20 protein-coding genes and 4 tRNA genes are annotated in these 25,581 nt (G+C 46.9%); 20 read left to right on the forward strand and 4 right to left on the reverse strand.

Annotated elements, in window-relative coordinates; all coding sequences use genetic code 11:
- Positions 1–94: 94 nt before the first annotated feature.
- Complete coding sequence (locus NAF29_RS07525; RefSeq protein ID WP_251260969.1) at positions 95–1,750, forward strand: sulfatase; 1,656 nt, start codon at positions 95–97, stop codon at positions 1,748–1,750.
- 37 nt (positions 1,751–1,787) lie between these two features.
- On the opposite strand, the gene rnhA is transcribed toward NAF29_RS07525, so the two are convergent.
- Entirely contained in the window at positions 1,788–2,249 is a 462-nt protein-coding gene (gene rnhA / locus NAF29_RS07530) for a ribonuclease HI (protein ID WP_251260970.1), read from the reverse strand.
- Positions 2,250–2,333: 84 nt separating this feature from the next.
- Between rnhA and dnaQ the strand changes: the two genes are divergently transcribed.
- The 12 genes from dnaQ (at position 2,334) to NAF29_RS07590 (ending at position 12,485) form a co-directional block, all read left to right on the forward strand.
- Positions 2,334–3,092 carry a DNA polymerase III subunit epsilon gene (gene dnaQ / locus NAF29_RS07535; protein WP_251260971.1) on the forward strand — a complete coding sequence of 253 codons (759 nt, stop codon included), beginning with the start codon at positions 2,334–2,336 and terminating at the stop codon, positions 3,090–3,092.
- On the forward strand, positions 3,085–4,419 hold the full coding sequence (locus NAF29_RS07540) for a TIGR03503 family protein (RefSeq protein ID WP_251260972.1): 1,335 nt from the start codon (positions 3,085–3,087) through the stop codon (positions 4,417–4,419). The genes dnaQ and NAF29_RS07540 overlap by 8 nt, the downstream gene beginning before the upstream one ends.
- A gap of 97 nt (positions 4,420–4,516) precedes the next feature.
- Positions 4,517–4,593 (forward strand) — tRNA-Asp (locus NAF29_RS07545).
- 97 nt (positions 4,594–4,690) lie between these two features.
- Positions 4,691–4,767, forward strand: a tRNA-Asp gene (locus NAF29_RS07550).
- 32 nt (positions 4,768–4,799) lie between these two features.
- A tRNA-Asp gene (locus NAF29_RS07555) sits at positions 4,800–4,876 on the forward strand.
- 47 nt (positions 4,877–4,923) lie between these two features.
- Positions 4,924–5,000: transfer RNA gene (locus NAF29_RS07560), tRNA-Asp, on the forward strand.
- A gap of 227 nt (positions 5,001–5,227) precedes the next feature.
- A complete protein-coding gene (locus NAF29_RS07565) occupies positions 5,228–6,130 on the forward strand; it encodes a hypothetical protein (RefSeq protein ID WP_251260973.1) in 903 nt (300 codons plus the stop codon).
- A 434-nt stretch (positions 6,131–6,564) separates the two neighbouring features.
- Positions 6,565–7,077, forward strand: coding sequence for a DUF192 domain-containing protein (locus NAF29_RS07570; protein WP_251260974.1), 513 nt, complete (start codon positions 6,565–6,567; stop codon positions 7,075–7,077).
- An 88-nt stretch (positions 7,078–7,165) separates the two neighbouring features.
- Positions 7,166–8,437, forward strand: a complete 1,272-nt coding sequence (locus NAF29_RS07575; protein WP_251260975.1) for an O-acetylhomoserine aminocarboxypropyltransferase/cysteine synthase family protein — start codon at positions 7,166–7,168, stop codon at positions 8,435–8,437.
- Between the two features lie 219 nt (positions 8,438–8,656).
- Complete coding sequence (locus NAF29_RS07580) at positions 8,657–10,807, forward strand: LruC domain-containing protein (protein WP_251260976.1); 2,151 nt, start codon at positions 8,657–8,659, stop codon at positions 10,805–10,807.
- Between the two features lie 2 nt (positions 10,808–10,809).
- Complete coding sequence (locus tag NAF29_RS07585; protein WP_251260977.1) at positions 10,810–11,451, forward strand: hypothetical protein; 642 nt, start codon at positions 10,810–10,812, stop codon at positions 11,449–11,451.
- 11 nt (positions 11,452–11,462) lie between these two features.
- Positions 11,463–12,485, forward strand: coding sequence for a glycosyltransferase family 4 protein (locus tag NAF29_RS07590; protein WP_251260978.1), 1,023 nt, complete (start codon positions 11,463–11,465; stop codon positions 12,483–12,485).
- A 50-nt stretch (positions 12,486–12,535) separates the two neighbouring features.
- On the opposite strand, the gene NAF29_RS07595 is transcribed toward NAF29_RS07590, so the two are convergent.
- Together NAF29_RS07595 and NAF29_RS07600 are read right to left on the reverse strand one after the other, a co-directional pair.
- Positions 12,536–15,595 (reverse strand): efflux RND transporter permease subunit, encoded by a 3,060-nt coding sequence (locus NAF29_RS07595; protein ID WP_251260979.1) that lies wholly within the window; start codon positions 15,593–15,595, stop codon positions 12,536–12,538.
- A gap of 8 nt (positions 15,596–15,603) precedes the next feature.
- A complete protein-coding gene (locus NAF29_RS07600; RefSeq protein WP_251260980.1) occupies positions 15,604–16,665 on the reverse strand; it encodes an efflux RND transporter periplasmic adaptor subunit in 1,062 nt (353 codons plus the stop codon).
- Between the two features lie 144 nt (positions 16,666–16,809).
- Here NAF29_RS07600 and NAF29_RS07605 point away from each other — a divergent pair, with 144 nt between their 5' ends.
- Positions 16,810–17,379, forward strand: a complete 570-nt coding sequence (locus NAF29_RS07605; protein WP_251260981.1) for a TetR/AcrR family transcriptional regulator — start codon at positions 16,810–16,812, stop codon at positions 17,377–17,379.
- Here the strand turns inward: NAF29_RS07605 and NAF29_RS07610 are convergent.
- Positions 17,376–18,329 carry a glycosyltransferase family 2 protein gene (locus tag NAF29_RS07610; RefSeq protein ID WP_251260982.1) on the reverse strand — a complete coding sequence of 318 codons (954 nt, stop codon included), beginning with the start codon at positions 18,327–18,329 and terminating at the stop codon, positions 17,376–17,378. The genes NAF29_RS07605 and NAF29_RS07610 overlap by 4 nt on opposite strands.
- 75 nt (positions 18,330–18,404) lie before the next feature.
- Between NAF29_RS07610 and NAF29_RS07615 the strand changes: the two genes are divergently transcribed.
- From NAF29_RS07615 to NAF29_RS07640, 6 genes are all read left to right on the forward strand, one after another.
- On the forward strand, positions 18,405–19,817 hold the full coding sequence (locus tag NAF29_RS07615) for an O-antigen ligase family protein (protein ID WP_251260983.1): 1,413 nt from the start codon (positions 18,405–18,407) through the stop codon (positions 19,815–19,817).
- Positions 19,818–19,914: 97 nt separating this feature from the next.
- Positions 19,915–20,940: a glycosyltransferase family 2 protein gene (locus NAF29_RS07620; protein ID WP_490393364.1), complete on the forward strand. Its 1,026-nt coding sequence runs from the start codon at positions 19,915–19,917 to the stop codon at positions 20,938–20,940.
- Complete coding sequence (locus tag NAF29_RS07625; protein WP_251260985.1) at positions 20,937–21,908, forward strand: glycosyltransferase; 972 nt, start codon at positions 20,937–20,939, stop codon at positions 21,906–21,908. Before NAF29_RS07620 ends, NAF29_RS07625 begins: the two co-directional genes overlap by 4 nt.
- Positions 21,905–23,368: an oligosaccharide flippase family protein gene (locus NAF29_RS07630; RefSeq protein ID WP_251260986.1), complete on the forward strand. Its 1,464-nt coding sequence runs from the start codon at positions 21,905–21,907 to the stop codon at positions 23,366–23,368. The genes NAF29_RS07625 and NAF29_RS07630 overlap by 4 nt, the downstream gene beginning before the upstream one ends.
- A 206-nt stretch (positions 23,369–23,574) precedes the next feature.
- Positions 23,575–24,306 carry an acyltransferase gene (locus NAF29_RS07635; RefSeq protein ID WP_251260987.1) on the forward strand — a complete coding sequence of 244 codons (732 nt, stop codon included), beginning with the start codon at positions 23,575–23,577 and terminating at the stop codon, positions 24,304–24,306.
- Complete coding sequence (locus NAF29_RS07640) at positions 24,296–25,462, forward strand: glycosyltransferase (protein WP_251260988.1); 1,167 nt, start codon at positions 24,296–24,298, stop codon at positions 25,460–25,462. Before NAF29_RS07635 ends, NAF29_RS07640 begins: the two co-directional genes overlap by 11 nt.
- Positions 25,463–25,581 lie beyond the last annotated feature (119 nt).

Raw genomic sequence — 25,581 nt, forward strand, 5'->3', positions numbered from 1 at the left:
GTCATTCACGACGAGGCGCGTGATAGTTTGAAACTTCAATGATCGGCCTTCGTCGCAAGGCAACAATGTTGCGATTCGCGCATATGGAAAAAACTTGAACAGGACTAAATTACTCAACGCGTTATGCTCATTAGCGCTATTGGTTTCACATCAAAGTTTTGGGGCTAAAACGCCCCAAATCGATTCCAATTTAGGAGCCAAACCCATGGACGTATTGTTCATCGCGGTGGACGACATGAATGATTGGGTCGAACCCCTCGGAGGTCACTCTCAAGCAATAACTCCGAATATTCAAACACTCGCAGACAAAGGAATGTTGTTTACCAATGCGCATGTGTCTTCTCCTGCTTGTCATCCTTCTCGGGTTGCTTTAATGACTGGAGTGCAACCTGAAAAGTCCGGTGTAAAGCAGAATGTATTTGCGAAGGGGGAGGTGACATGGCGACGTTCTCCGGCTCTTAAAGAAGCCACGACTTTGAGCCAGCACTTTCGAGACAATGGGTATGAGGCGATTGCTGGAGGTAAGATTTATCATACGCTGCAAGGCAACCCGAGTGATGAGAATGACTACTCGACGTGGGATGCGATTATGCCGGGAGATCCAAAAAGTGGATCTCCAATAGCATTTCAGCCACGTGCCAAGAAAAGAAATGTGTCTCGCCAAGACGAAGTAGGCCTTAGTCCAAACGGCATCATGGCGTGGGCGCCGATGGATGTAGATAGCAAACAAATGGCCGACAATAAGTTGGTGAACTGGGCTATTGATGAACTGAACAAAGAGCGAGATAAACCATTGTTCATGGCCGTTGGAATATTTAGGCCGCACCTGCCTTGGGAAGTGCCGAAACAGTTTTTCGACTTGTATCCTATCGATACGGTACAAGTTCCAGAAGCCGTTCCGAACGAATTGAGTCATACCTATGATCATGGACGGCGTCATTGGCATAAATGGGTGGCCGACAACAATTTATGGCGTTCTGGTGTTCAAGCCTATTTGGCTAGTATTAGCTTTGCTGACTATGAGGTCGGACGGCTTATGGCTGCACTTGAGGCCAGTGGCAGAGCTGACAATACCATTGTGGTGTTTTGGTCAGATCACGGTATGCACATTGGTGAAAAAGAAAATTGGGAAAAATTTACTTTATTCGAAGAGTCCACGCGGATCCCCATGATTATTGTTGACCCGCGAGAAAAGCCCGGACAAACCCATGCTCCATCATCGAGTATCGATCTGTTTCCAACCCTCATTGAGCTGACGGATACGCGCGATAATACTCATCAAACGCTAGATGGAGAAAGCCTTGCTGACTTGGTTAGAGGGGGGCACACCGATGTTCAACCTGCCATTAGCTCATTTCAAAAAGTGCATTCTGTGCGTTCACTCCGATATCGATACATTTTTGATCAAGTGAACTTAATTGAGACGCTTTATGATCACAACACCGATGCTCAAGAGCGCATTAACATCGCCTATACACCGGCGATGAGAGATGTAATGCAACAGCATCGAGATTTACTGACGGCTCAAACAGGAATTGTTCCGCCCAAGGCGTTTAATGTGCCCAAAGGGTTTGAAGTGGATACAAGAGGAATGATTACGCGTCGCAACTTTAAGCCACTTCATCAAGTGATGTATCGAATTCCCGGTTGGTGGAGCGACGCCAAAAAATCGCAAGCCATCGAAAGGTTGAAAGCGCAGCAACTGCCTTACGTGCAGGAGATCCAAAAACGAAATCAGGCTATTCACTAGGGCGATTAAGACGAGAGCATTGCTCTCGTCTTTCACTCTATGTGGGCTGGTAGCCCTCGTCTTCTGAGGTTGGGCTTTCTGCCGCTGCGCGAGCAAGGTCATCCACACGTTCATTTTCAGTATGGCCAGCATGGCCTTTTACCCAACGCCACTCAACTTGATGGCGTTGAACCTCTGAGTCTAGTTGCTTCCATAAGTCGACATTTTTTACTGGCGTTCGGTTTGACGTTTTCCAACCTTTACGTTTCCAGCCTTCAATCCAGCTTTCGATGCCTTGTTTTACATATTGGCTGTCGGTTGTAATCACCACTTGGCAGGGTTGTTTCAGGGCTTTTAACGCCACAATGGTGGCAAGCATTTCCATGCGGTTATTGGTGGTTAGCGTGAATCCTGCGCTCAATTCTTTTTCATGCCCGCCGTAGCGCATCAACACGCCATAACCGCCGGGGCCTGGATTGCCTAAACATGAACCATCAGTGTAGATCTCGACCTGTTTCATTCTCACCCGTTATTAGTTGGTGTAACATTCACAAAAGTAATTACTAATTCGACTGGCTGACATGATAGCAGCCCAGAGGAACGCATGCAGCAAAGCCAAACTCGTCAAATCGTTCTCGATACGGAAACCACTGGTATGAATATGGCCGGTGGGCCGCCTCATATTGGCCACCGCATTATTGAGATAGGGTGCGTTGAACTGATTAATCGAAAACTGACCGGCAATCATTACCACGTTTACATCAATCCCGATCAAATGATTGATCCGGATGCGATTCGCGTTCACGGAATTACCGACGAACAAGTTCGAGATTGTCCGCGGTTTGCCGATATCGCCCAAGAATTTGCTGATTTTATTCGTGGGGCCGAAATCATTGCCCATAACGCGTCGTTCGATGTGGGCTTCATGGATCATGAGTTTGCCATGCTTCGTTCCAATGCAGAGATGACGACTGATATCTGCTCCGTGACGGATTCACTAAAGATTGCGAAAGACATGTATCCGGGACAGAAAAATAACCTCGACGCTTTATGTCGCCGTTTAGGTATTGATAACTCTCACCGCCAATTGCACGGTGCATTACTTGATGCCGAAATTCTCGCCGACGTTTATTTGTTGATGACCGGTGGGCAAACTGATTTACAACTGGTGAATGAGGGCGCACAAAATAGCAGCTCAGGCCTTGAGATCAGACGGGTAAAATTTGCTGCAGACGCGCTATCTGTGATCCATGCGACACCTGAAGAACTCGAAAGTCATCAAGAATCTATGGCGCGTGTCGAAAAGAAATCAGGGGCATTGCCCATCTGGCAAACACTTGGAGTATCTTCATCAAATGAGTAATCACTGGTTTTTGGGATTTGTACTCGCGCTCACCACGCTCGTTGCGCCGCTGAGTACTGCACAGGATGAGTCAGTGACTCGCAGTGCATACAAGTTACTCGACAATCGCTTTCGTCTCGACCATGGCATCGACGAAGTCAGTTTAGTGGTTTATCGCAAGCCTGGATCGGGGCCTGTTTTATTTGTACGTCCCGATGGCAGCAAGCTTTATGCGCACTCCACGCCAGAGAATGTGAAATGGTATGACGAGCAAGAATTTGATCTTATTACTATTACCAAGCCAATGCCCGGGCCATGGCAGATCGTAGGCACCTTGGACCCGCGGAATAGCATCGAGATCTTGAGCGATATCCAGCTCACAATGGACGAAGCACCCCGTTCAATTTATCAATTTGAACGACTTAAAGTGACTGCCGAATTACGGAATTACGGTACGCGTATTACCAATGAGGCGTTTTACAAAAGCACGTCATTGGAAATGTTTTTATTGCGGCGAGGAATTGCAACATCAGACGACGAACTCACCACGACGACAAAGATTGGTCAGTTTTATGATAACGGCACGCTGTTAGATGAATACCCAAGGGACGGTGTTTACACCGGCGAGTTGGACTTCCGTGCTGATCCTGGTCGCTATCAACTTTTCTCTCGGGTAAAAAACAAAACCTTCTCACGTACCTTTGTACAAGATGTTGAGCTGAAGAAAATCCCCATTCAGGCGAAGGTTATTCGGGTGAGTGAGAGCGCTAAACGCATTCATTACAGTATTAATCCGATTGAAGTGCAGCTTGAAACAGTGGCCATTAATTTAATGATCGAAGGCCCTAATGACTTTCAATATCCATTCAGCATGGTTGCGCCTGAAAAAGCACAAATGGATGTTGAGTTGGATTTTATTGATCGCACCGGAGACTACCGGATCGGTGGTTGGATGTTCGCAACGACCTCGGACGGTCGCGAAGTTGCATTGGAGATCCCCAAAGAACGTTTCAGCGTGATTATCGACTCTCAACAAGAAGTGGCAGTGCCAGAGTTGTCTACCGGACGAGTTGTTGCATCAGACTCGGGGGCAGAAACAGCTTTGCCAGAAATCACAGAACCGATGATGCAACCGCCTATAGATGTCGTTGAGCCGCCGAAAGAGGAAGAGTCGGGGAGTTTACTTTGGTTGTGGATCACCATTTCAATGGGGGTTGTTTTAGCCATCATTGGTGGCGTTGTATTTATTTTGCTGAGAAAGCGCAAAAAATCATCAGAAAACGGTGAAGATTCAGACAATGACGCAGAGGCAGGCGGAATTGACTTAAATAGGCCTGAAGACAGGTAAAAAATTGGTTGACTCACTTTTGGGTAATCCGTATTATTCCGCCCGCACTGACGACAGCAGTAACACAAAATTCATGTTACTCAGTTAGTGATGGTGCGGAGTGGTAGTTCAGTTGGTTAGAATACCGGCCTGTCACGCCGGGGGTCGCGGGTTCGAGTCCCGTCCACTCCGCCATTATTTTAAGAAATTTGCCTTGGCGAGTTTCTCGTGTTTTAAAGCATCGCATAACTTTAAAACACACAGCATGAGTGCTGACAACAGGTTTAAGTGCGGAGTGGTAGTTCAGTTGGTTAGAATACCGGCCTGTCACGCCGGGGGTCGCGGGTTCGAGTCCCGTCCACTCCGCCATTTATTAAACCTACGCAACGAGTTTCAAGTGCGGAGTGGTAGTTCAGTTGGTTAGAATACCGGCCTGTCACGCCGGGGGTCGCGGGTTCGAGTCCCGTCCACTCCGCCATCTTGACTCTTGCATCCTCAGCTCATCATCAAAACCAGTTTAAGTGCGGAGTGGTAGTTCAGTTGGTTAGAATACCGGCCTGTCACGCCGGGGGTCGCGGGTTCGAGTCCCGTCCACTCCGCCATTTATCAGTACCAAAAAGAGACCTTCGGGTCTCTTTTTGCGTTTCAGGGTTTTTCTCCAAATTTAAATCTATCGATTTATAACAGTATGTGGCACTTCTCACCTTTTATTTTGCGTTGAGCGACTCAGCTCACTGTTTGCTTAAAATGTGTTTACCTCAGAGCCAAGACTATTTAACATTGTAATGGTCATTATGACTATATAATTGAGTTTAGCTGTGAGGTCTCAATGCAACATACAAGTACGAATGGATTACGTAAATTTTCGGTGGTGACGGTACGCGCTAAACAAGTGTTGCTGTTGTTAGTGTCATTTTGGCTATGTTGGGCTCCTCAGGTTGCTCATGCTGCAATGAAAGTGCGGTATTACGAACCCATGAATGAGAAAGACGAATACCCAATCGATCTTTTAAAGTTCATATTGGACAGTGCGGACGCAGACTATGAACTTGAGCCTGTTCCTACAGCAGACATGACGGAAATTCGTCAAATTGCCGATGTGAATGCAGGGCATGTGTCATTTGTTCCGCTGGCAGCTAACAAACGAGCAAACGACGCGCTGGCACCCGTTCCATATCCTATTTTTAGAGGGCTGTTGGGGCATCGAGTGCTCCTTATCCGCGAGCATGAACAATCTCGATTTGATCAAATTGACAGTATTTCGGAACTGCAGCAACTCAAAGGTGGGCAGGGCCGGTTCTGGCCAGACACACAAGTGCTATTGAGCGCTGGGTTAGATATTGAAACTCCGGTGAAATACGAAGGTTTATTTCATATGCTCGAAGGCGGGCGCTTTGATTTTTTTCCGCGAGGCTTGCAAGAACCGGTATCAGAGCTCAATGCCAGACCAGAGCTTGAATTATCGATTGAAGAAAGTTTGTTGATGGTTTATCCAATGCCCATGTTCTTCTATGCTTCCAAGGGTAACCAAGAGTTTGTGAAAACTCTGAGCCAAGGTTTTGAAAATGCTACGAAGGACGGCAGTTTTGAAAAGTGGTTTGTAAAACACCCATTGATTGCAGAGACTTTGTCTAAAATCGACTTGAAGGGCCGCACCATATTGCGATTAGAAAACCCTCATTTACCGACTTTAGTTCCGGTTGAACGCGAAGAGCTATGGCTTAAGTTGTAACTCCCCACACACAGCAAGAGTGGGGCGAAAACTAATTTCCCCCTACTCGTAATTTTTGTTACTCGCTTGTAAAATTTTCTAAAAATTAAGGGCTGTCCTTTGGGTCAGCGCGTTTTTGATATTCATAAGTTTTAGGTCATTTCCATTGTTAACGTTATTTTTGTAAAAATTGACTATTTCTGTCTATTAAATTGTCCAAGCCGACATTGTCTACCGAACGAGTTCTTCACTCAAAACTAGGAGGAGCCTTTCGAGCCATGTTGAGTTATCGTTCGGAGCGTCTTTCAACTGACAAAACAATTCGCCCATCCCCGAGTAAAAGCGCCATAGAGCAATTCGTGTAGTTATTAATTTTGAAGCCAAAACGTTGTCACGTTATTCAACAAAGAAACTCATATATAATCTTTTTTGTTCAACATTTTATGGAGAAAACCGTGCCCTATAGAAACACCAAAGGCTTTATTTGGTTTGGGTTCTATTCAGTCGTTGTGTGGTTATGTTCTAGCCTGTGGACGGCTCAGGCCGTGCCACACATGATAGCGCCTGTTGTGGAAATGACCATTTCAAACCAAATATTCAAGATGGAAGTGGCACACACACCAACGCTTCGTTTTGATGGCTTGTCGAGGCGCAGCGCAATACCTCCTCACACAGGTATGCTTTTCACATATCCTGATATCCGAGTTAGGCGTTATGTGATGCGACATTGTTGGGTGCCCATTGATGTGGTGTTTTTAGATTCACAGGGCACCATCATTGCTCTGCACTCAATGCCCGTGGAAGACCCCGATGGTGTGGTCCCTGAAAATAAGTTAACACGATATTCTTCAGGTAAGCCGGCGCAATATGCATTGGAATTTGCTCAAGGCAGCATCAACATGTTGGAACTTAAGCAGGGGCAAAGAATAACTGTGCCTTCATCAGCTATATTACCGGTTGCACAATAGTGACGACTGATGGCTAAAACAGCTACATTGCAGCATGCAATATCGAGCGGAAACGACAAATTTTAAATACAACTTAGGTGGACGATTCATGAAAAAGGAAACGATTGCCCTTCACGGCGGTTATGAAACAGACCCAACAACCAAATCTGTGGCTGTTCCTATTTATCAAACTGCGGCCTATGAATTTGATAGCGCTCAGCATGGCGCAGATTTATTTGATTTAGCGGTACCCGGTAATATCTATACGCGCATCATGAATCCTACCAATGACGTGTTAGAGCAACGCATGGCAGCCATGGAAGGTGGCTTAGCTGCGCTGGTTGTGAGTTCAGGTATGGCGGCCATTAACTATGCCATTCAAACCCTTGCCAAAATGGGCGATAACATTGTTACAACGCCTCAACTGTATGGCGGAACTTACACTTTGTTTGCCCATATGTTGCCGAGCATGGGCATTGAAGTGAGGTTTGCTGCCAGCGATGCTGCGGCTGATCTCGAAGCGCTGATTGATGGCAAAACCAAAGCCGTTTTCTGTGAGACCATTGGCAATCCAGCCGGTAATATTGCCGATATCGAAGCCATCGCCAACGCGGCTCACCGTCATGGTGTCGCCGTCATTGTTGATAATACAGTTGCCACGCCTATGATCTGCTGCCCCATCGAATACGGAGCAGACATTGTGGTGCATTCGTTGACTAAATATGTGGGCGGTCATGGCACTTCCATTGGTGGCGTGATCGTTGATTCTGGCAAGTTCCCTTGGGTTGAACATAAAACTCGTTACCCAGAATTTAATGAACCAGAACCTTCTTACCACGGTGTTGTGTATACCGAAGCTTTTGCTGAGGCAGCCTATATTGGTCGCGCTCGAACGGTGCCATTGCGAAATACCGGTTCAGCTTTGTCACCTATGAATGCGTTTTTGATCATGCAAGGTTTAGAGACGCTCCCGTTGCGGATGGAACGACATTGTGAAAATGCGCAAGCCGTGGCGGAATACCTGCAACAACACGATAAAGTAGAGTGGGTCAGTTACGGTGGATTGGAATCAGATGCAAATCACGCGATGGCCACTAAGTATTGTGATGGCAAGCCTGCATCATTGCTCACTTTTGGTATTAAAGGCGGTTTCGATGCGGGTGTTAAGTTTTATGATCAGTTAGCGGTGATTAAACGTTTGGTGAATATTGGCGATGCGAAGTCGTTGGCCTGTCACCCTGCATCTACCACTCACCGCCAGTTGTCTGAAGAAGAGCAACTAAAAGCTGGTGTTAAACCTGAGTCGTTACGTATTTGTGTGGGCATCGAACATATCGATGACATCATTGCAGATTTAGAGCAGTCTTTTAACGCGGTATAAGTGTCATCACCGTGCACCTAAAAGCCTCGAAGTAACCCTTCGGGGCTTTTTGCATTGTGCCATTAGCATGATGCGAAATGCATGGCTTTAAGCTCGTTCGCAAATTGCAATTGGGCTAATTTTTGCGGTAAAAATTCAATGTTTTTTCATTAAAAACAGACGATTAAAAAATGGGTCTAGTCCTTGCTTTGTCTATTGTAGGCAGACATTGGAGGCCCTATGACTCACTCACTCAAACTTCTTGCAGCGCTGGTCGCAGCGCAGTGCGCCACCGTAGCAATACCTGCGCATGCCGCCCCATTTTCATCGTGTCCGACTCAGGCATTTTTAATCCAAAAAACAGAAGCCGAGCTGTTTGGCGTAAACTTAGCGACGGGCTTCTATTCAAGCTTATCAAATGATTTAGGAACCAGCGGCAAGCTCAATGCCATGGGATTCAATTTTCATGATGATTACCTTTATGCGTGGTCCAATGAGTTTGGCACTTTGGCGCGTATTGGTGCCGACTTTCAAATAGAGCCGTTGGCTTTAACAGGCACAGCACCAGCCGCCTCGTTTTATGTGGGCGATGTGGCAGTGTCTCACAATACGTATTACGCCTACCGCAAGGGCAGCGGATATTTAGGGCTATTCAGTATTAATCTGGACCCCACGTCTGCTGACTACCTTCAATGGCATCAAGTGATTGATGGCGTATCGCTCAACCTGAACATCTTCGATTTTGCCTTTCATCCAGACAATGAACTGCTTTACAGCGTGGACAATAAAGGCGTTCTTTGGCAGATCGACTGGCAATCTGGAGCGGCTATATCGAAAGGGAACGTCGGTCAGACGGGTACCTTTGGCGCAGTTTATTTTGATGTGGATGGATTTTTGTACATCAGCCGAAATTCAGATGGTTTAATTTTCAAAATCGATCCTACTTCTAATAGCCCTGCGGCTGAGCAATATGCGCAGGGCCCAGCTTCGGGCAATAACGACGGTGCGCGTTGCGCCATTGCGCCAGTCGTGGATGTCAATGACACCACTATTGACTACGGAGATGCGCCAGAAAGCTTTGGTACCTCACTGCTCACCAATGGCGCTCGTCATCAGTTAGTTACCGGTGGAATCCGCTTGGGACGTAAGGTTGATGGCGAGATCGATGGTCAACCTTACCCGCTTAGTGATGATACCGGCCGCCCAACAGATGATGAAGACGGCATTTCATTTGTGACGGGTTTGCAAACCGGAATGGATTTCATTGTGTCAGCAGAATCTTCAGCAAACGGCCTGCTAAACGCGTGGATTGATTTTAATGGCAATGGCCAATTCGATGCCAACGAACAAGTGTTGAATGATGCAGATGTGGTGACCGGTGATAATGTCTTCTTACTCAGCGTTCCAGAATCAGCGGTCACCGGCGATGTTTGGTCTCGTTTTAGGATTTCCACCGATGGCCAAAACCAAGCCATCGGGGGGGCTCCAGACGGTGAGGTGGAAGATTATGAAATTCTTATATCCGATCAAGGTACTCAAGTGAGCTACTACCCATCACCTGAAGGTCGGGCAACAGTCGCATTTGAAGATAACTGGCCAGCAGCCGGAGATTACGATCTCAATGATTTAATTGTGCAATTGCAAACACGAGTAGTGAGTTATGCCGACGGCACCACCGCTAGAGTCGAGCTGATCGGTGATGTAGTAGCGATGGGAGCAAGCTATCACAATGGCTTAGCTATTCGTTTGCCGGGCATCAGTCCGAGTCAAATCGACACCGATCTTATTCGCTTCGAGATCAATGGCGAACTTCAAACTCAGCCTTTGCTTGAAACCGGAACCGATGAAGTCATTGCGATTATTGCCCCTGATGTACGCACATATCTAAATATAGATGGCACGTGTGACTTTTACCGTACGCAAAGTGACTGTGCAGGTTCGGGGCAATTGCAATTTAGAGTGTATTTACCGTTTGAGGATGGCTCTAATGCGCCTGTTACCCAAGTGTCGAGCTTGCCTCAAGCGCCGTTTGACCCTTTTATTTTCGCGACTTCAAATGCCCGTTTACCGTTGTTTAGCGAATCTCCGGGGCGTGGTTTAGAAATTCATTTGAAAAACCAAGTCGCTACAGATTTTGCCAATACCGCATTGTGGAGCACTGAGGATGACGCATCGGACGCGGCTCAACAACTGTTCTACCAAAATGTCAGCGGCATGCCTTGGGCGATATTGATCCCATACAGCTGGCAACACCCTTTTGAGCGCATTGATGTGAGCTCAGCATACCCTCAATTTGTCGGTTACGCCCAAAGTTCAGGCACCGAAAATGTGAGTTGGTATTTGCCCGAAAATGCTCGCACCGAGCTGCTTTACAACGAATCAGGAGAGTAATCATGAAATCACTTATTTGGATGGGCCCACTTACTCTGTCTGTTTTAGTCGGATGTGGTGGAGGTGGTGGCGGATCAAGTTCGAGTTCAGCGCCAGTGACTCCCGCCGCGGCATCCACTACCGCTGAAACTCCGTCATCGACTTCACCTGAACCCGCAGCAGTTGCCGCCGAAGCCGAAATCGAAACCGAAGCTAGCGCTGTCACAGTAATAGAAACTGAGATTGAAACGAGTGCTCAAGAGGAAATATCTGATGAAAATGAGAATGAAATTGAAGTGGTTGCAGCAACAGAACAAACCGAAAGTACCGAAGCCGTCGATATTACAAATTTACAAGTAGAGCCTGACTTTAACTTCACGAATGAGCAAAGCGTTCAAGTTCAAGTCGCTTACCCAATCGCATCGCAATCGAGTTATTACCTCAATTTGTGCAGTGAGTGGAAAGACCAAGCGCAAACACAATTGAATTACGGCAGCTGCATGTGGCGCGGATTTATGGGGAGCGAGCAGTTATCGATGGCAATGAATGTACCGGCGCATCAGCAGCAGATCATTGCTGAGCTTTGGGAAATCCAAAACGGCAGTTATACCGTGATGCGCCAATCGTATGATATTTCTTCCTCGACCATCAGCTTTAATTTCTAAGGGGGTGAGCCATGTGTGGAAAAGCAATTTGGTTAATGTTGGATAGCCGAAGTAATGGTGGAATCGAATCTCATGTGTGCGAGCTGGCAACAGCACTTCATCAACGAGGCCATCAAGTGTCGGTGGTCTTCTGGAAGCGTTACCACAAAGCGCACCCATTGGAAGTTACGCTACAGGAACGAGAGATCAACTGCGTGGTGCTCAAAGGCTCTATCCACTCTTATATGAAGGCGCTGCAAACACATCAACCGGATATTGTACACACGCATGGTTACAAGGCGGGTATAGCGGCAAGGCTGTGTGCCAAATTTTATCACTATGCCGTTGTATCTAGTTTTCATGCAGGAGAGCCAGGGCAGGGCAAGGTTAGAATTTACGATTGGCTAGACCGAGCTAGCGCGTCTTTTTCGGATCACCGCATTGCCGTCAGTCAAGGCGTAGCCGAACGGTTACCAGCAGCGACGGAGGTGATCCAAAATTTTGTAACTTTGCCCAATGACATCGAACGAACTCAAGATTACCTAGGAGAAGTGGCTTTTGTCGGACGGTTAAGCCATGAAAAAGCACCCGACCGTTTTATTGCTTTGGCGATGGTGCACCCTGAATTGAAATTCGTTGTTTATGGAGACGGCCCTATGGCAGATCAACTAAGGCAATCTGCGCCTTCAAATGTGTACTTTAAAGGCATGGTTGAGGACATGTCTCGGCATTGGAAACACATTGGATTACTGTGTATGCCGAGCCGGTTTGAGGGGCTTCCATTGGCTGCTCTGGAAGCATTATCACATGGTATTCCTGTATTGGCAGCGCCAGTGGGAGGGTTGAAGTCATTGATTTGTGATGACGTGAATGGCTGGTTGGTGGATGGAACCGACCAAGAGCGTTGGCACTCGCACATCGATCACTGGACGAGCATAAGCGCAGGTCAGCGAAGCGCCATGTCGTTGCGATCTCGGTTGCTGATCGCTAAACACTATTCACCTGATGCGATACTTCCTAAATTTGAGTCCATATATGGACAAGTGGCGGGCTAGTGCGGCCATGCAGACAGCAGAATAGTTCATTGCTGCCTGCATGAGGGGACTTACTGATGGTCTGCCTTACCAAGTTTACGGAAACTCACCTTGAAGAAGATGCTGTATAGCACCGGCACGGCGATTAACGTCAAAATCGTAGCAAAGGTCAAACCGCCCATAATCGTCACTGACATGTCTGCAAAAAATGCATCAGACAACAACGGTGCCATTCCCAAAATGGTGGTGATGGCTGCCAATGATACAGGTCTCAAACGGCTCAAGCTGGCTTCAACAATGGCCACATGCTTGGCTTTGCCTTCTTCAATTTGAAGGTCGATCTCTTCGATTAACACAATCGCATTTTTGATCATCATGCCGAACAAACTCAAGAAACCGAGCAGCGACATGAAGCCGAATGGCATGTCTGTCAGTAGTAAACCGCTGACAACTCCCACCACTGCCATAGGCACGATGAGCCAAATAATGAGTGGTTGCCGTACTTTGCCAAACAGCAATACGGTGACTAGAAACATCACTAGGAAGCTTAGAGGTAAGCCGCCTCCAAGCGCTTTTTGAGCATCTCGAGAGGACTCATACTCGCCACCCCATTCGAGGTGATAGCCGTTCGGTAGCTCAATGGCTTCTATGGCATTTTGAACTTTCGCTTGTGCCGCAGCGGCGGTATAGCTGCCACTGGGCTCGGCAAAGACACTGATGGTGCGAATGCGATTTCGGCGCTGAATCAATACATCTTCACTGTTCAAGTCGATGGTCGACATGACTTGCGACATCGGAATATAGCGGCGTTGCTGCGCGCTCCAAACTTGTGTGTCTCGCAGTGTATCAATAGTTGCATTGTTGGCATTGGGTACTTTGGCAACAATTTGATAATCGTAGTCCCCGTCGCGCAGTGTGCCAAGCTGCAAGCCGCTGGTGGCATATTGAATGGCGTCTGCAAAATCAGCTCGGGTGACACCGGCAACGCTGGCATTGTATTCATCATACTGAGGAACCAGTGTAATGGCCTTTTCGCGCCAGTTATGGCGAATATCTTGAATGCTCGATTCGCTATTCATGATGGCCATAGCTTGGTCTGCTGCATTTCTTAATATTTCATCATCAGGGCCTGAGAATCGGGCTTCAATTTTTGCGCTTGTGCCTGGGCCAAAAATAATTCTTTTGATGAAGAAATCAGCGCCCGGATCAATCGAATTGAGCTGCGGTTCAAGCGCCTTAGCGTAAGCATTGATGTCACTCTCTTGATGCATTCTGACCAAAAATAACCCGTAACTTTCGTTAGGCGATTCTGGCGCATAGGTAAGGGTGAAACGGTCTGCACCTCGGCCAATGAAGGTACTTACATTCTTCACTTTCTCACTGGACATAATGAGTGCTTCAACGTCTTTCATATAGTCTTCGGTGGTGCGAATATCGCGGTTTTGCGGTCCCCAATAATGAATGTAGAAAATAGGCGTGTTAGAAGGTGGGAAAAAGCCTTTTTTCACGTTACCGAAGTTGGCATAGGCGACAACTGTAATCACGATAAGCACAAAGATCGTGAGCCAGCGAAAGTGCAAAGCCCCCCTTAGTGCTTTGAGATAAGTGCGGTGAAATACCGAGTTTTCAGTGTCGTCTGATGGGGTGCTCGATTGCTGATAGAAGTACGATCCAAACAGCGGTGTTGCCGTGACGGCTAAGATCCAGCTCAGCATCAGCGAAATCAGCACAACGGCAAACAGAGAAAACAAGAATTCGCCGGTTTGGTCGTCCGACAAACCAATGCCAGAGAATGCAGCAATACCAATCACGGTGGCGCCAAGCAAAGGCCATTGAGTGCGTTTAACAATGAATGTGGCGGCTTCTCGCGCCGATTTGCCCTGTTGCATGCGCAGCATCATGCCTTCTGCCACCACAATGGCGTTGTCCACGAGCATTCCCATGGCGATCACCATTGCGCCTAATGAAATACGTTGCAGTTGCAGCGAAAACAACCACATGATCAAGATGGTGCCCATTACCGTGAGCAACAACACTGAGCCTACAACAATCCCAGAACGCCAACCCATGAATAAACAAAGTGTGAGTGTCACAACAATGACCGAGAGTTCGAGGTTATAGATAAACCCATCGACGGATTCGTCTACCACTTTGGCTTGATCATAAATAGCATCGAGCGTGATGCCAGCAGGTAGACGTGTCAGTAGTTCATTGACTTTGTGTTGAACGGCTGTTCCGACCTCGACGATATTTACGTCATTATTCGCCGCAACAGCTAAAGTGACTGCCGAATGGCCTTGGTAACGGACTAAATTCGGCTGTACTTCCGTTGGCTCGATACTGAGTTTGGCGAAATCTTGAATGCGGATGGTGGCATTACTGCCGGGAACGGCCAGCATTAAGTTACCAATTTCCTGCAAATGATTGGAAGCTGACTCAATTGGAATACGAATTTTGCTACCGTCAACAATCATACGTCCGCTATTGAACGGTCGGAGATTGTATTGCAGTAGCGCGGCTACATCAGGGAACGATAGACCTAAGCCTGCAATATGATTGGGATCCATTTCAGCCACGATTTGCTCTTGAATGACGCCATTCACTTCAACTTTGGCAACACCCGGTACCATCAATAGATCGCGCCGAATGATGCGCGAGAATTCACGTAACTGATACGGAGTAAAGTCAGGTGCAGTCAGGGCATAGTAGAGCCCAAACACTTCTCCAAAATCATCAATAACTTGTGGCGACTGGGCGCCATTGGGTAACGATGGAGCCATATCGCTGAGACGTTTTCTAAGTTCATCCCAAATTTGGGGTAGCTCATCAGCATCGAAATTGGTTTTAATTTCAACGGTGATTTCAGACTGTCCGGGTTTCGATTTTGATGTGACACGCCGAAGTTGCGGCATTTGCTGAATCGCAATCTCGACCGGTTCTGTGATTTCTTGTTCAACTTGTTCGGCATTCGCGCCGGGGTAGTTGGTGAGTACCTTGGCTTGTTTAATGGTAAATGCGGGATCTTCCAAGCGGCCAATGTTGCTTAGTCCTACCATGCCACCAATAAGGCAAATTAGAATTAAAAGCCAAGTGTTGACCGGTGTATTAATTGAATAGCGTGCAATGTCCATAACGGCTGTTACTCCGTTACGTAAGGTTGGACGAGCATCGACTCAGACATTTGTGCAACGCCTGCGGATACGACTTGATCGCCCAATTCAATGCCGGAGCGAATCACCACAAGGTTGCCACTGGCCATGGCAATGTCTACTGGAGCTTGGTGAACCTGATGAGTTGTTTCATCGAATCGCCACACGTAAAAGCTCTTATCGGCAGCGGCCACTACAGCATTAATGGGGACCACAACACCACCATGGTGCTTAAGGTTAGTGACGTTCACTTCTACATAGGCGCGTAAGCCAGGAGTGAGATGTTCGTCTTGCGGTGCTTGCATCTCAAATAGAACTTTATAGGTTTGCGTGACAGGATCTGGTTCGGTGGTGTGTTCGATGTATTCAATGTCGTAGGTTTTGTTAATCGAGCCATTGATAATGGCTTTCGCGCTATTGATTTTATTACTGATATTGGCCGATAGAATGCGTTCAGGCACATTCAATTCGAAGCGAATACGCGATACATCTTGCAGCCTTACCACAGCCGTTCCTGCGCTGATATATCGGTCGTTTTCAAGCAGTCGTTGGCTTATCAATGCATCAAAGGGGGCAACCAGTTTGGTGTAGCTTAAATCTTGTTTGCTGTTTTCCAGATCAATTTGAGTGATATCAAATTGAGTTTGCGCATTGTCGAGATCGCGTTTAGCGGCGAGCTTCTTGCCATACAAAGACTTTATTCGTTCTAGCTCTAGTGTTGCTTGTTTGTGGAGTGCTTTGTTCTCGCGTACTTTTCGTTCAAATGGCGTGCTGTCCATGGTGGCCAATAGATGGCCTTTTTTAACCATTTTTCCTTGTTTTAAATCGACAAAATTTAATCGCCCCGACACCTCAAAATTTAGTTCCACTGTTTTAACCGGCTGGACGGTCGCAGGAAATTGATAAGAGTGGTCGGAGTTCGCTGGAATAACGGTGGTGAGTTGGACTACTCGAGGTGTCGTTTGAACATCTTCATTGCTACTTTCAGCCTCATCAGAGCAGCCGAACAGTAGAGTTAAAACAAAAAACAGAGGAAACAAGTAAAGCTTCACGAAGCACGCTCGCAGATTGATGTGTATAAGAAGGAAGTGTTGTGAAGTTAACATATTTACAAAAAGTGTAAATATGAAAATTGCGAAGTGTGAGTGGAGTCGCTACCCTACATAAAATTTTTAGCCAAATACGTTGTTTTAACTATGCCGTTATCGACCGATATCATTTTGAGCACTGCCCGAGATTGTTTTTTTCGGCATGGCTACAGTGCCTCCAATATTTCGATGATCAGTCGCTATGCTGGAATTTCGCGCGTCACCATTCACAAGCAATTTGGATCTAAAGAAGAGTTATTCAGAGCTGTTTGTTTGGCACATCAACAATCGATTCAAGCACTATTGCCGCAATATCAATTGAAGCATGACGAAGTTTGGGTTCAAATCGAAACCATGCTACTCGATTGGGGGCGACCGCTATTCGAAGAAATTAAAGACGAACTGGTGGCGAAAGATCTGATGCAAGCCGCGAGTCATTACTGCGAGAAAGAAATGTCAGAACACGTGAACATTCTCATCGCTCATGTTGAAAAAATGCTCCAAACGGCGCAGCAACAGAGGCAATTGTCATTCGCTAATTCTGACATGAATGCCGCACAACTCAGCCGTTGCTTAGTATGGTCGGTCCGTGGGCTGTATATGACAGCAAGCAGTACCGATGCCTCTGAGTCTATGCTGGCATTAGTGAAGCTCTATAAAGCCGCATTGCGCAATTAGTTCACACCTTTAAATAGAAGCCGTATATCAACCAATGTTTCGATAAACCGCCGTTGCGTGGGTGCCAAGCATAAGGCTTTCGCGTGAAACAGCATGGCACGAGCCGGGTCATTGTGACTCAACCAGTTTTCTGCTTCAGCGGTGGCAATGCGTGCTTTTGCATACCTTAATGCATCGGTTCCTGAATTGGAGATAGCGTGCTGGTAACGTTGATAAATTTGCTGCATGGCTCGAATTCGCAACTCTGTTTTACTGCTTTCAGACTCAGGTCGCATTAGATACAGAGTATCGCAGTAGTTACCAATTGCAACGGGGCCATCAAGTGCTAATTTGAGCCATAAATCCCAGTCTTCAGCCGAGGGAAGTCTTTCATCAAAGCCTTTCACATCATCGAGAGCAGAGCGTTTTACCATGGCGGTTGATGTGCCCACAATATTCTGAGCAAATAATCGAGAAGCGCTGCCTTGAAGCCGAGAATAGCATTTTTTCTGAGCGCCTAGGTTGTCATAGCCAGACCAAAATTCAAAACAAGTGCCTAAATCTTCGCCGTTTTCTCCTATATGCCGATAGTCACTAAAGCTAAAAAGTACATCCGGATGACTGTTGTGAAACTCTACTTGGTGCACAAGCTTTTGGGGGAGCCAGGTATCATCCGCATCGAGAAATGCAATCAGCTCGCCTCGAGCGACTGTGATTGCTGCGTTGCGAGCTTTGGCTGGACTATGAACACTCACGCGAAGCGGTCGGATCCGAGGGTCTTGTTTTTGCTGCATTTGCAGCCACTCCCAAGTGAGATCTTTGGAATCATCATCCACTACGATAATTTCTAAATTCATAAAGCTTTGAGCTTGAACGCTCGCGACCGCCTGTTGCAAATATTCCAAGCTGTTATGCGTAGGAATGATCACTGAACATTTAGGTTGCTGTAGAGGTTTGGATACGATTTGCATGAGCGCCTCCCGGCATTGTTATTGCTTACTCTCTTGATATGTACCAAAGCAGAACTTGTGCCAAGCGAGAAAATAATGATTGAAAACCCTGTATCTCAGCGCTATCAGAGCATGCTTTCTATTGCCGCAGCATTACTATTCTGTGGGCTGATTGGTGCGGCATGGTTGGGTGTAAGTCATCCGGTGGTGGCACTCGTATTTGGGATGTTACCGTTTGTTATTTATGGTGTTTTTAAATATCCCTTCATCATGGTATTAGGCTTTGTACTGTTTTCTTTTTTTCGAATACACGAAGCCTATCCACAACTATATTCGTTCCGAATTCCTCAATTGCTTGCATTGGCCTCGCTGGCATCGTTGGCATGGCACTTGGTCATCACTCGCAAAATGCAAATCTATTGGAGTAATGAATTGAGCTGGCTGCTTGGTTTTTTTGCGTTGTGCATGTTAGGTGTTTTGGTGGCGAGCAATCGCGGCGTTGCGATGGCCTATTTTAATGGTGTATTTAGCAAAATAGCGCTGATGACATTCGCAATTGCATGGTTGATGCGTCGTCCGCAAGATTTCTTACAAGCCGGTTTTTCTTTTGTTCTGGCGGGTACGGCCGTTGCGTCGGTTGCTCTGCAAAATTCGGCGGCCGGTCTTGAAATGGTGGAGGGCACACGCGTCACCATTGGTCGGTCATTTGGTTCTACGTTGGGGGACCCAAATGATCTCGCTCTGGTGTTGCTGTTTCCTTTGGGTTTTGCGGTGTCTTTTTTGCTGAATCGGAGCTCTCGGTTGAAGCAGTGGGTGGGATTGGCTGCAACAGTAATGCTTGTTGCGGCAATTTTAGCAACGCAAAGCCGAGGTGGGTTATTAGGCATTTTAACCGTGTCAGCGGTTTTTGCTTGGAATCGCATTGAGAACAAGGTGATGTTGATCAGTCTTGCGGGTTTAGCGGCGCCTATTTTGTTTGTGGTCGCAGGCGTTTCCGAAAGAGCATCGGGCGGGGCCGCTGAGTCAGGCATTGATGAGTCGGCCATGGGGCGGATTTATGCTTGGGAAGCCGCAATTAAAATGGCTTTTCATCATCCATTGACAGGTGTCGGGTTAGATAATTTCTATGCGAACTACTACTTCTACAGCGCTCATTGGGACGGAAAGAATCATGCAGTGCATAGCACTTGGTTTGGAATCTTAGCCGAAACGGGTTTTTTGGGCATAGCGGTGTTTAGCGTCATGTTGGTGAAGGTTGTGAAAACCGCATGGAATAATTTAGCGGATTTTAGGGCGATTAATGAACCGTCGGCCGATGTGCGTCATATGGCGTTGGTGGCTGAGGCCTCACTGTCAGGTTTATTAGGAACCATCGTGTCAGGGACGTTTTTAACGCAAGGGTTTACGTGGCCATTTTATATCTTTACGGCTTTAATCGTTGCGATTTCTCAATATGCTAAAACCCAGCATCAAACAGCCCTTTTGCAAAATGCGAACAAACCTATCTAACCCGGTTTTAGGGTTTTTAATCTATTGTAAGTTATAACTTTTGTTTGGTTGGCATAGCCTCTGCAATATCTTCAGCAAAGCATCATTCAAAGACTTGTTGGAGAATCAAATGAAGTCTAAATCCCCTCTGGTTTCTGTCATTGTTCCAGTATACAACGCTGAAAAATGGATTGATGAATGCCTGTCATCGTTGCTGAATCAGTCGATGATCCAGTTGGAAGTGATCCTTGTACTGGACGCACCAACTGACAGTAGTGTTGAGCACGTGGCCCGTTTTTGCCAGCGAGACCCGCAGCGCTTTAGGATGATTGAACTTGCGAGCAATATGGGCGTGTCTGCCGCTCGCAATATCGGAATGAAAGCAGCAAAAGGTCAATACATCGGTTTTGTTGATAGTGACGATTGGGTTCAGCCGAATATGTTTGAGTCCATGTATCTGGCGGCTGTCGAAAAGGAATCAGATATCGTCAGCTGTCAGATTAAAACATTTGAACTGTGCCAGTCAGGTTGGGTGTTTAAAGCAATGCCGTTGCATGCTCAATATGAAAATACATTTGTCACCAACAAGCTCTTCCGTCGAGCATTTCTTATCGCAGAGGGTATTTGTTTCTACACTAATGTGATTTTCGAGGATGAGCCATTTGTATACACGGCTCGTTTTAGTGGCCAAAACTATGTGGAGCTTGAGCAACACTTTTACAACTACCGCATGAACCCCGAAGGGCAGTGTCGAAATGCCAACAAAAGTCGCTTCAATCTATATGACAAAGAGCTAATGCTGGCTCGCTTTATGGCGGATATTGAAAGTCGAGGCAACTTAGATGAGCACTCATCAGAAATGATGGAGTGTTTAGCCAATCATGCTCTGAGCGCATTGTATTACGATATCACTCTGATTGATTTGGTCGGCTATTTTCGCTTCATTGATCACTTGGTGACGCGACATAGGCTGGTGGAGCGCAAAGGGTTCGACGACAACGATTACCGCATTAGTCGATTTCTTAGGTTTCGCCGCAAACCATTGCTCATCGCCGCACTCGCGTTGTGGGCAAGAGGTAAATATCGTTGGGAACGTTTGAGCCTCTCGTTCAAGCCTCAAAAGCCTGTTGAGGTGATCGCATGAAGCACTGCAAAACCCCAATGGTGAGTGTGATTGTACCTGTGTACAACACACAGGATTACATTGCAGAGTGTTTGAATAGTTTGGTGGCACAAACACTGATTGAGCAAGATCCTGAAACGCTTGAAATTATCGTCGTGAATGACGCCTCTGCCGACCATTCCATGAGTATCGTGAAGGCCTTTGAGGCGCAATATCCACACCTCATTACAGTGCTTCAACACGATCAAAATAGGGGGCTCGGTGTTACTCGAAATCGCGGAATTGAGGCCGCATCAGGCACATATATAGGCTTTGTCGATAGCGATGATTATGTGTCGCACGATATGTTTGAACAGCTGCTGATAGAAGCCGTGCGTCAAAATGCTGATCAAGCGGCTTGTGGCATGATTCAATTTGATGGATTGACGCAGCGCTCCCTTTCAACCCATGTCTCTGCCGAGCGCACATCGGTGTGTAATAAGTTGTTTCGGCGAGAGTTTATTTTAAAACACAGTATTCGATTTGCGGAAGGACAGCTGTTCGAAGATGAAATTTTTAGCTACATGGTCGACTTAATAGCGACTCGAACAGCCGATGTTGACGACGTTTGGTATTTCTACCGAGTGAACCCTGAAGGCATTTGTCGCAAAGCAGGGGCTGACCAAAAGCGTTTGTATGCTCGCATGAATAGCGTGACAGATTTCATGGAAACCATGAAACAGCGTGGCCTGCTTGAGTCATCGAAAGCACTGTGCCTAAAAATGTTGTGCCGTCACGCCATGCTTCAGATCCAGACAGACGTGGGCTGGATTGATTTAATGTGTTATTGGCGCTTTACCGCACATATCATCGAGCGCTATCGACTCACAGCTTTTGTGTTACCCAATGCTGACGACTATTTTGTCCGAAAATTTGTTCAACTCAGTGAGCATCAGTGGCGCTTATGGCTGACTCGTGTGATTTCTCGTCGCGCGTTGGGAGCGGCATGAATATGCAATGGAGCCAAACACTTCAGCAATCCTTACGCTCAAAACATGTTCAAGACATGGCATGTTACGGCGGCTTAACGCTCATGCAAAAAGGCGCTGGATTTTTCATGCTGCCTTTTACCACTCGATACTTATCACTTGAACAATATGGCTTATTAGAGAGTTTGATGGTCATTTTAGTGTTTTGCTCGTTATTGGAGATTAGTGCGGGTGCATTGCCAAAAATGTTCGCTGACTGCCAGCAGCAGAGCTGTCCTGATGAGTCTCAAAAAACACTGTTAAGCTCGGCGCTACGTTTGAGCATTGGCTACGGCTTTGTACTGTTTTTATTGATTTCGTTGGCGTTGAAACATGCACCACTCGCAGTGTTTGAAATGCTCGAAAAGCGCCAGATCATGATGGTCTCCATTACTGTTTGGATGATGGTCGTGCTACAGCCCTTGCAAATTTGGTTGAGAATTCAACAGCGCGCTCGCTCCTATTGTGTTCTGGTGGCTACACAAACTGTGTTGCAGATCGGCATTTCCTTTTGGGGGCTGAGTCAGGGCTGGGGTATGGATGCCATTCTCATTGCCAGCCTTGTGTCTCATTCGATATCGGTCATATTAGGGGCGGCAATGACGCATCAGCATTGGCGCGCCAAAATCGACACATCTATTATGAAGCGCACTGTGCAGTATCAGGTATGCCTAATTTCAGCGTCGTTGGCCTTGTTTGTGATGCATGGGCTAGACCGACTGTTATTGGGCAACTGGCTTGGGCATGAAGCCTTGGCCCGTTACGGCGTCATGATCAAAATGGTTGAAGTAGTGGCCGTTGTGTTTGGTGTGATGGAAACATGGTGGTTGCCTAAGCGTTATCAAGTGCTGGCCCAGCCTGAAGGAGCCCGCAAAGTGGTTCAGGTTCATCAAGCCATGTTGCTGGTTTTGCTCTGTTTGTTGCTTGGTGCGTCTGTGTTTTCGCCCAGTGTTTTAAGGTACTTACTACCGCCAGAATACCATCTGGCATTGCAATGGCTGCCGCTCATGTTGACGGCGCTGGGCTTTAAACTTGCGACTTCTATTTTCGACATTGGCTGCTATCTACCGAATCGTCCGGTTTGGTTGGGGCGCATCAATCTGATCTGTGCGTTTAGTGCGTTGGTGCTGTATTACTTATTGATCCCCAAATGGGGAGTTTGGGGGCTTATTGTTGCCTCAAACCTCGTTTACTTTTCGAGGTTCATGGCATTCGCCTACATCAGCCAGCGAACCCGCTCGTTACCTTATCGTGTGAAAAAGCTGATATGGATGAGTGTGCCTGTACTGATGTGTTTAATGGCATGCTCGGCGTTAAATTCCCAAGTCTTCAGTCATTTCATCTCCGCCGTGACTTTGATGTTGCTCTGTGTGTTGGCCGTTCAATTTTATAAGTGTCAAACCTCGCATCAACCGAATAGAAACGCGATTAGAACGTCTTAATCAATAAGCAATGAAATATCAGTCAATCGCCACGTTATAACGTGGCGTTTTTGTGGATTATTAATCGCGAATAACCCTTAGCGCTATTCATTTGCATTTTGCAAAGAAACGAGTTTTTCCATTTTAAGGTGTTGTTTTTAATTCGAATTCTAAGTTGGCAGGCTTCATGCAAATCTCAATCAGGTTCATTGAATAAAGGCTTTACTATGACCACTGTATTGATGTATCGAACACGCCTCTGGCTGAAGCAGGGTAACACTCCTTTAGCTCGAAATTTGTTTCGCTTGTTGAAGTCGTGTCGTCAGCTTCAACTGCCGCGCATTCCGTTGTTGTTTTCACTTTTCTATCGCATATATTTACTGGTGACAAATAGCTTCAGCAGTATGATAAGAGTGCTGTGGTGGACGCCATTGTTTCGCAGTCAAGTCATAGGAACAAGTCGAGCGCTCTACCTCTATGGTGGTCTGCCGCTGTTGTCAGATGGCTTGCAGATTCATGTTGGGGACCGTTGCCGGATTTCTGGACACACCACTTTTTCTGCGCGTGCTCACGCGCTTACTCAACCCCTACTTTTCATTGGGGATAATGTTGATGTGGGCTGGCAAACGACCATTGCGGTCGGGCAAAGAGTGATGATCCACGACAATGTTCGAATGGCCGGAGGATGCTTTTTAGCGGGGTATCCGGGTCATCCCTTGGATGCTAAACGTCGGGCATTGGGCGAGCCTGAAGATGAATCTCAAGTGGGCGACATTGTACTTGAAGAAGATGTTTGGTTAGCCACAGGCGTTAAGGTCATGGCCGGCGTTACGATCGGACGCGGCTCTATCGTCGCTGCAGGTAGTGTGGTCACCACTGACTTGCCTGCGGGAGTGCTTGCTGGTGGCGTTCCTGCTCGTGTGATTCGGCATTTGGAGGGGACGAATCATGAAGCATGATTTGATTGTTTTTGGTGAAGACTGGAATCGTCATCCAAGTAGCACGCAGCATTTAATCAAAGAGTTGGGCCGAGATCGGAAGTTAATTTGGGTTAATTCTATTGGGTTACGCCGTCCGCGCTTAACCATTCGTGATGCGGTACGAGTGCTTGAAAAAGTGAAGTCTTGGTTTGGAATGGGCAACTTTGCAAATAATGAAGGTTCCAGCGTGGATGATGTTGAACACCGGTTTAGTCAGTTTCAGGTCATTTCGCCTTGGGTGTTTCCTGCGGCTAGAAGCCGTTTGGTTCGGGCATTGAATCGGGGCATTTTGTCTTGGCAAATTCGACGAGTGGCGAAGCGCATGTGTATGAGGCGCCGAGATTTATGGGTTTCTTTGCCCACTGCAGTGGATTGGGTAGGGCACTTAAATGAATCGAAAGTGTTGTATTACTGCGGGGATGACTTCAGTGCTTTGGCGGGGGTTGATCATGCGCATGTGGCTCAGTGTGAACGCGAACTGGCACACAAATCAACGCACATTCTGGTGGCCAGTGCGACTTTGCATCATAAATTTAACGCAATTTCAAATTGGAAAAATAAAACCATGCTAGTGGAGCATGGCGTTGATACCGCGTTATTTTCTACTCCTGCACCTTGTGCGCAAGTTTTAGAAGGTCAGCGTCCAGTGGCTGGCTTTTACGGCAGTATTGCCGATTGGTTGGACTTATCTATGTTGGCCCAAGTTGCACGGGCATTACCCAACTGGCGGTTTGTATTGATGGGGCGAGTCGAGACCGACTTATCGGCCATTAAGACTGTTGAGAATATTGAGTTGTTACCGCCAGTGGCGCATCATTTGTTGCCTCGTTATGCGCAGCACTGGCAGGCTTCACTTTTGCCATTTCGAGATTGCGAGCAGATTCATGCGTGTAACCCGTTAAAGCTTCGAGAGTATCTAGCGGTTGGCAAGCCCGTTGTGAGTACGCCGTTTCCAGCGCTTGAACCGTATCGGTCCGTGGTTAATGAAGTGACTTCAGCAGAGCAAATGGTGAACGCGTTGCTTGCAATTGAGAATTCGTACTCAAGCTTTCATCATGAGCGGCGTGCCTGCGTTAAGCACGAGTCTTGGTTAGCCAGAGCGCAGCAGCTTCAAACTGTGTTGTCATCATCATGAATACCAATTATTTCTCACTTTAGCTCAGCAATTCAGGTGCGTTTTGCTGAGCTGTCACATCCTCAATTTAAATCCCATGGCACGTATCTCTTCAATAACTCCATTGATCATCATCGCAA

This window comes from Echinimonas agarilytica, assembly GCF_023703465.1.
Taxonomy (GTDB): domain Bacteria; phylum Pseudomonadota; class Gammaproteobacteria; order Enterobacterales; family Neiellaceae; genus Echinimonas; species Echinimonas agarilytica.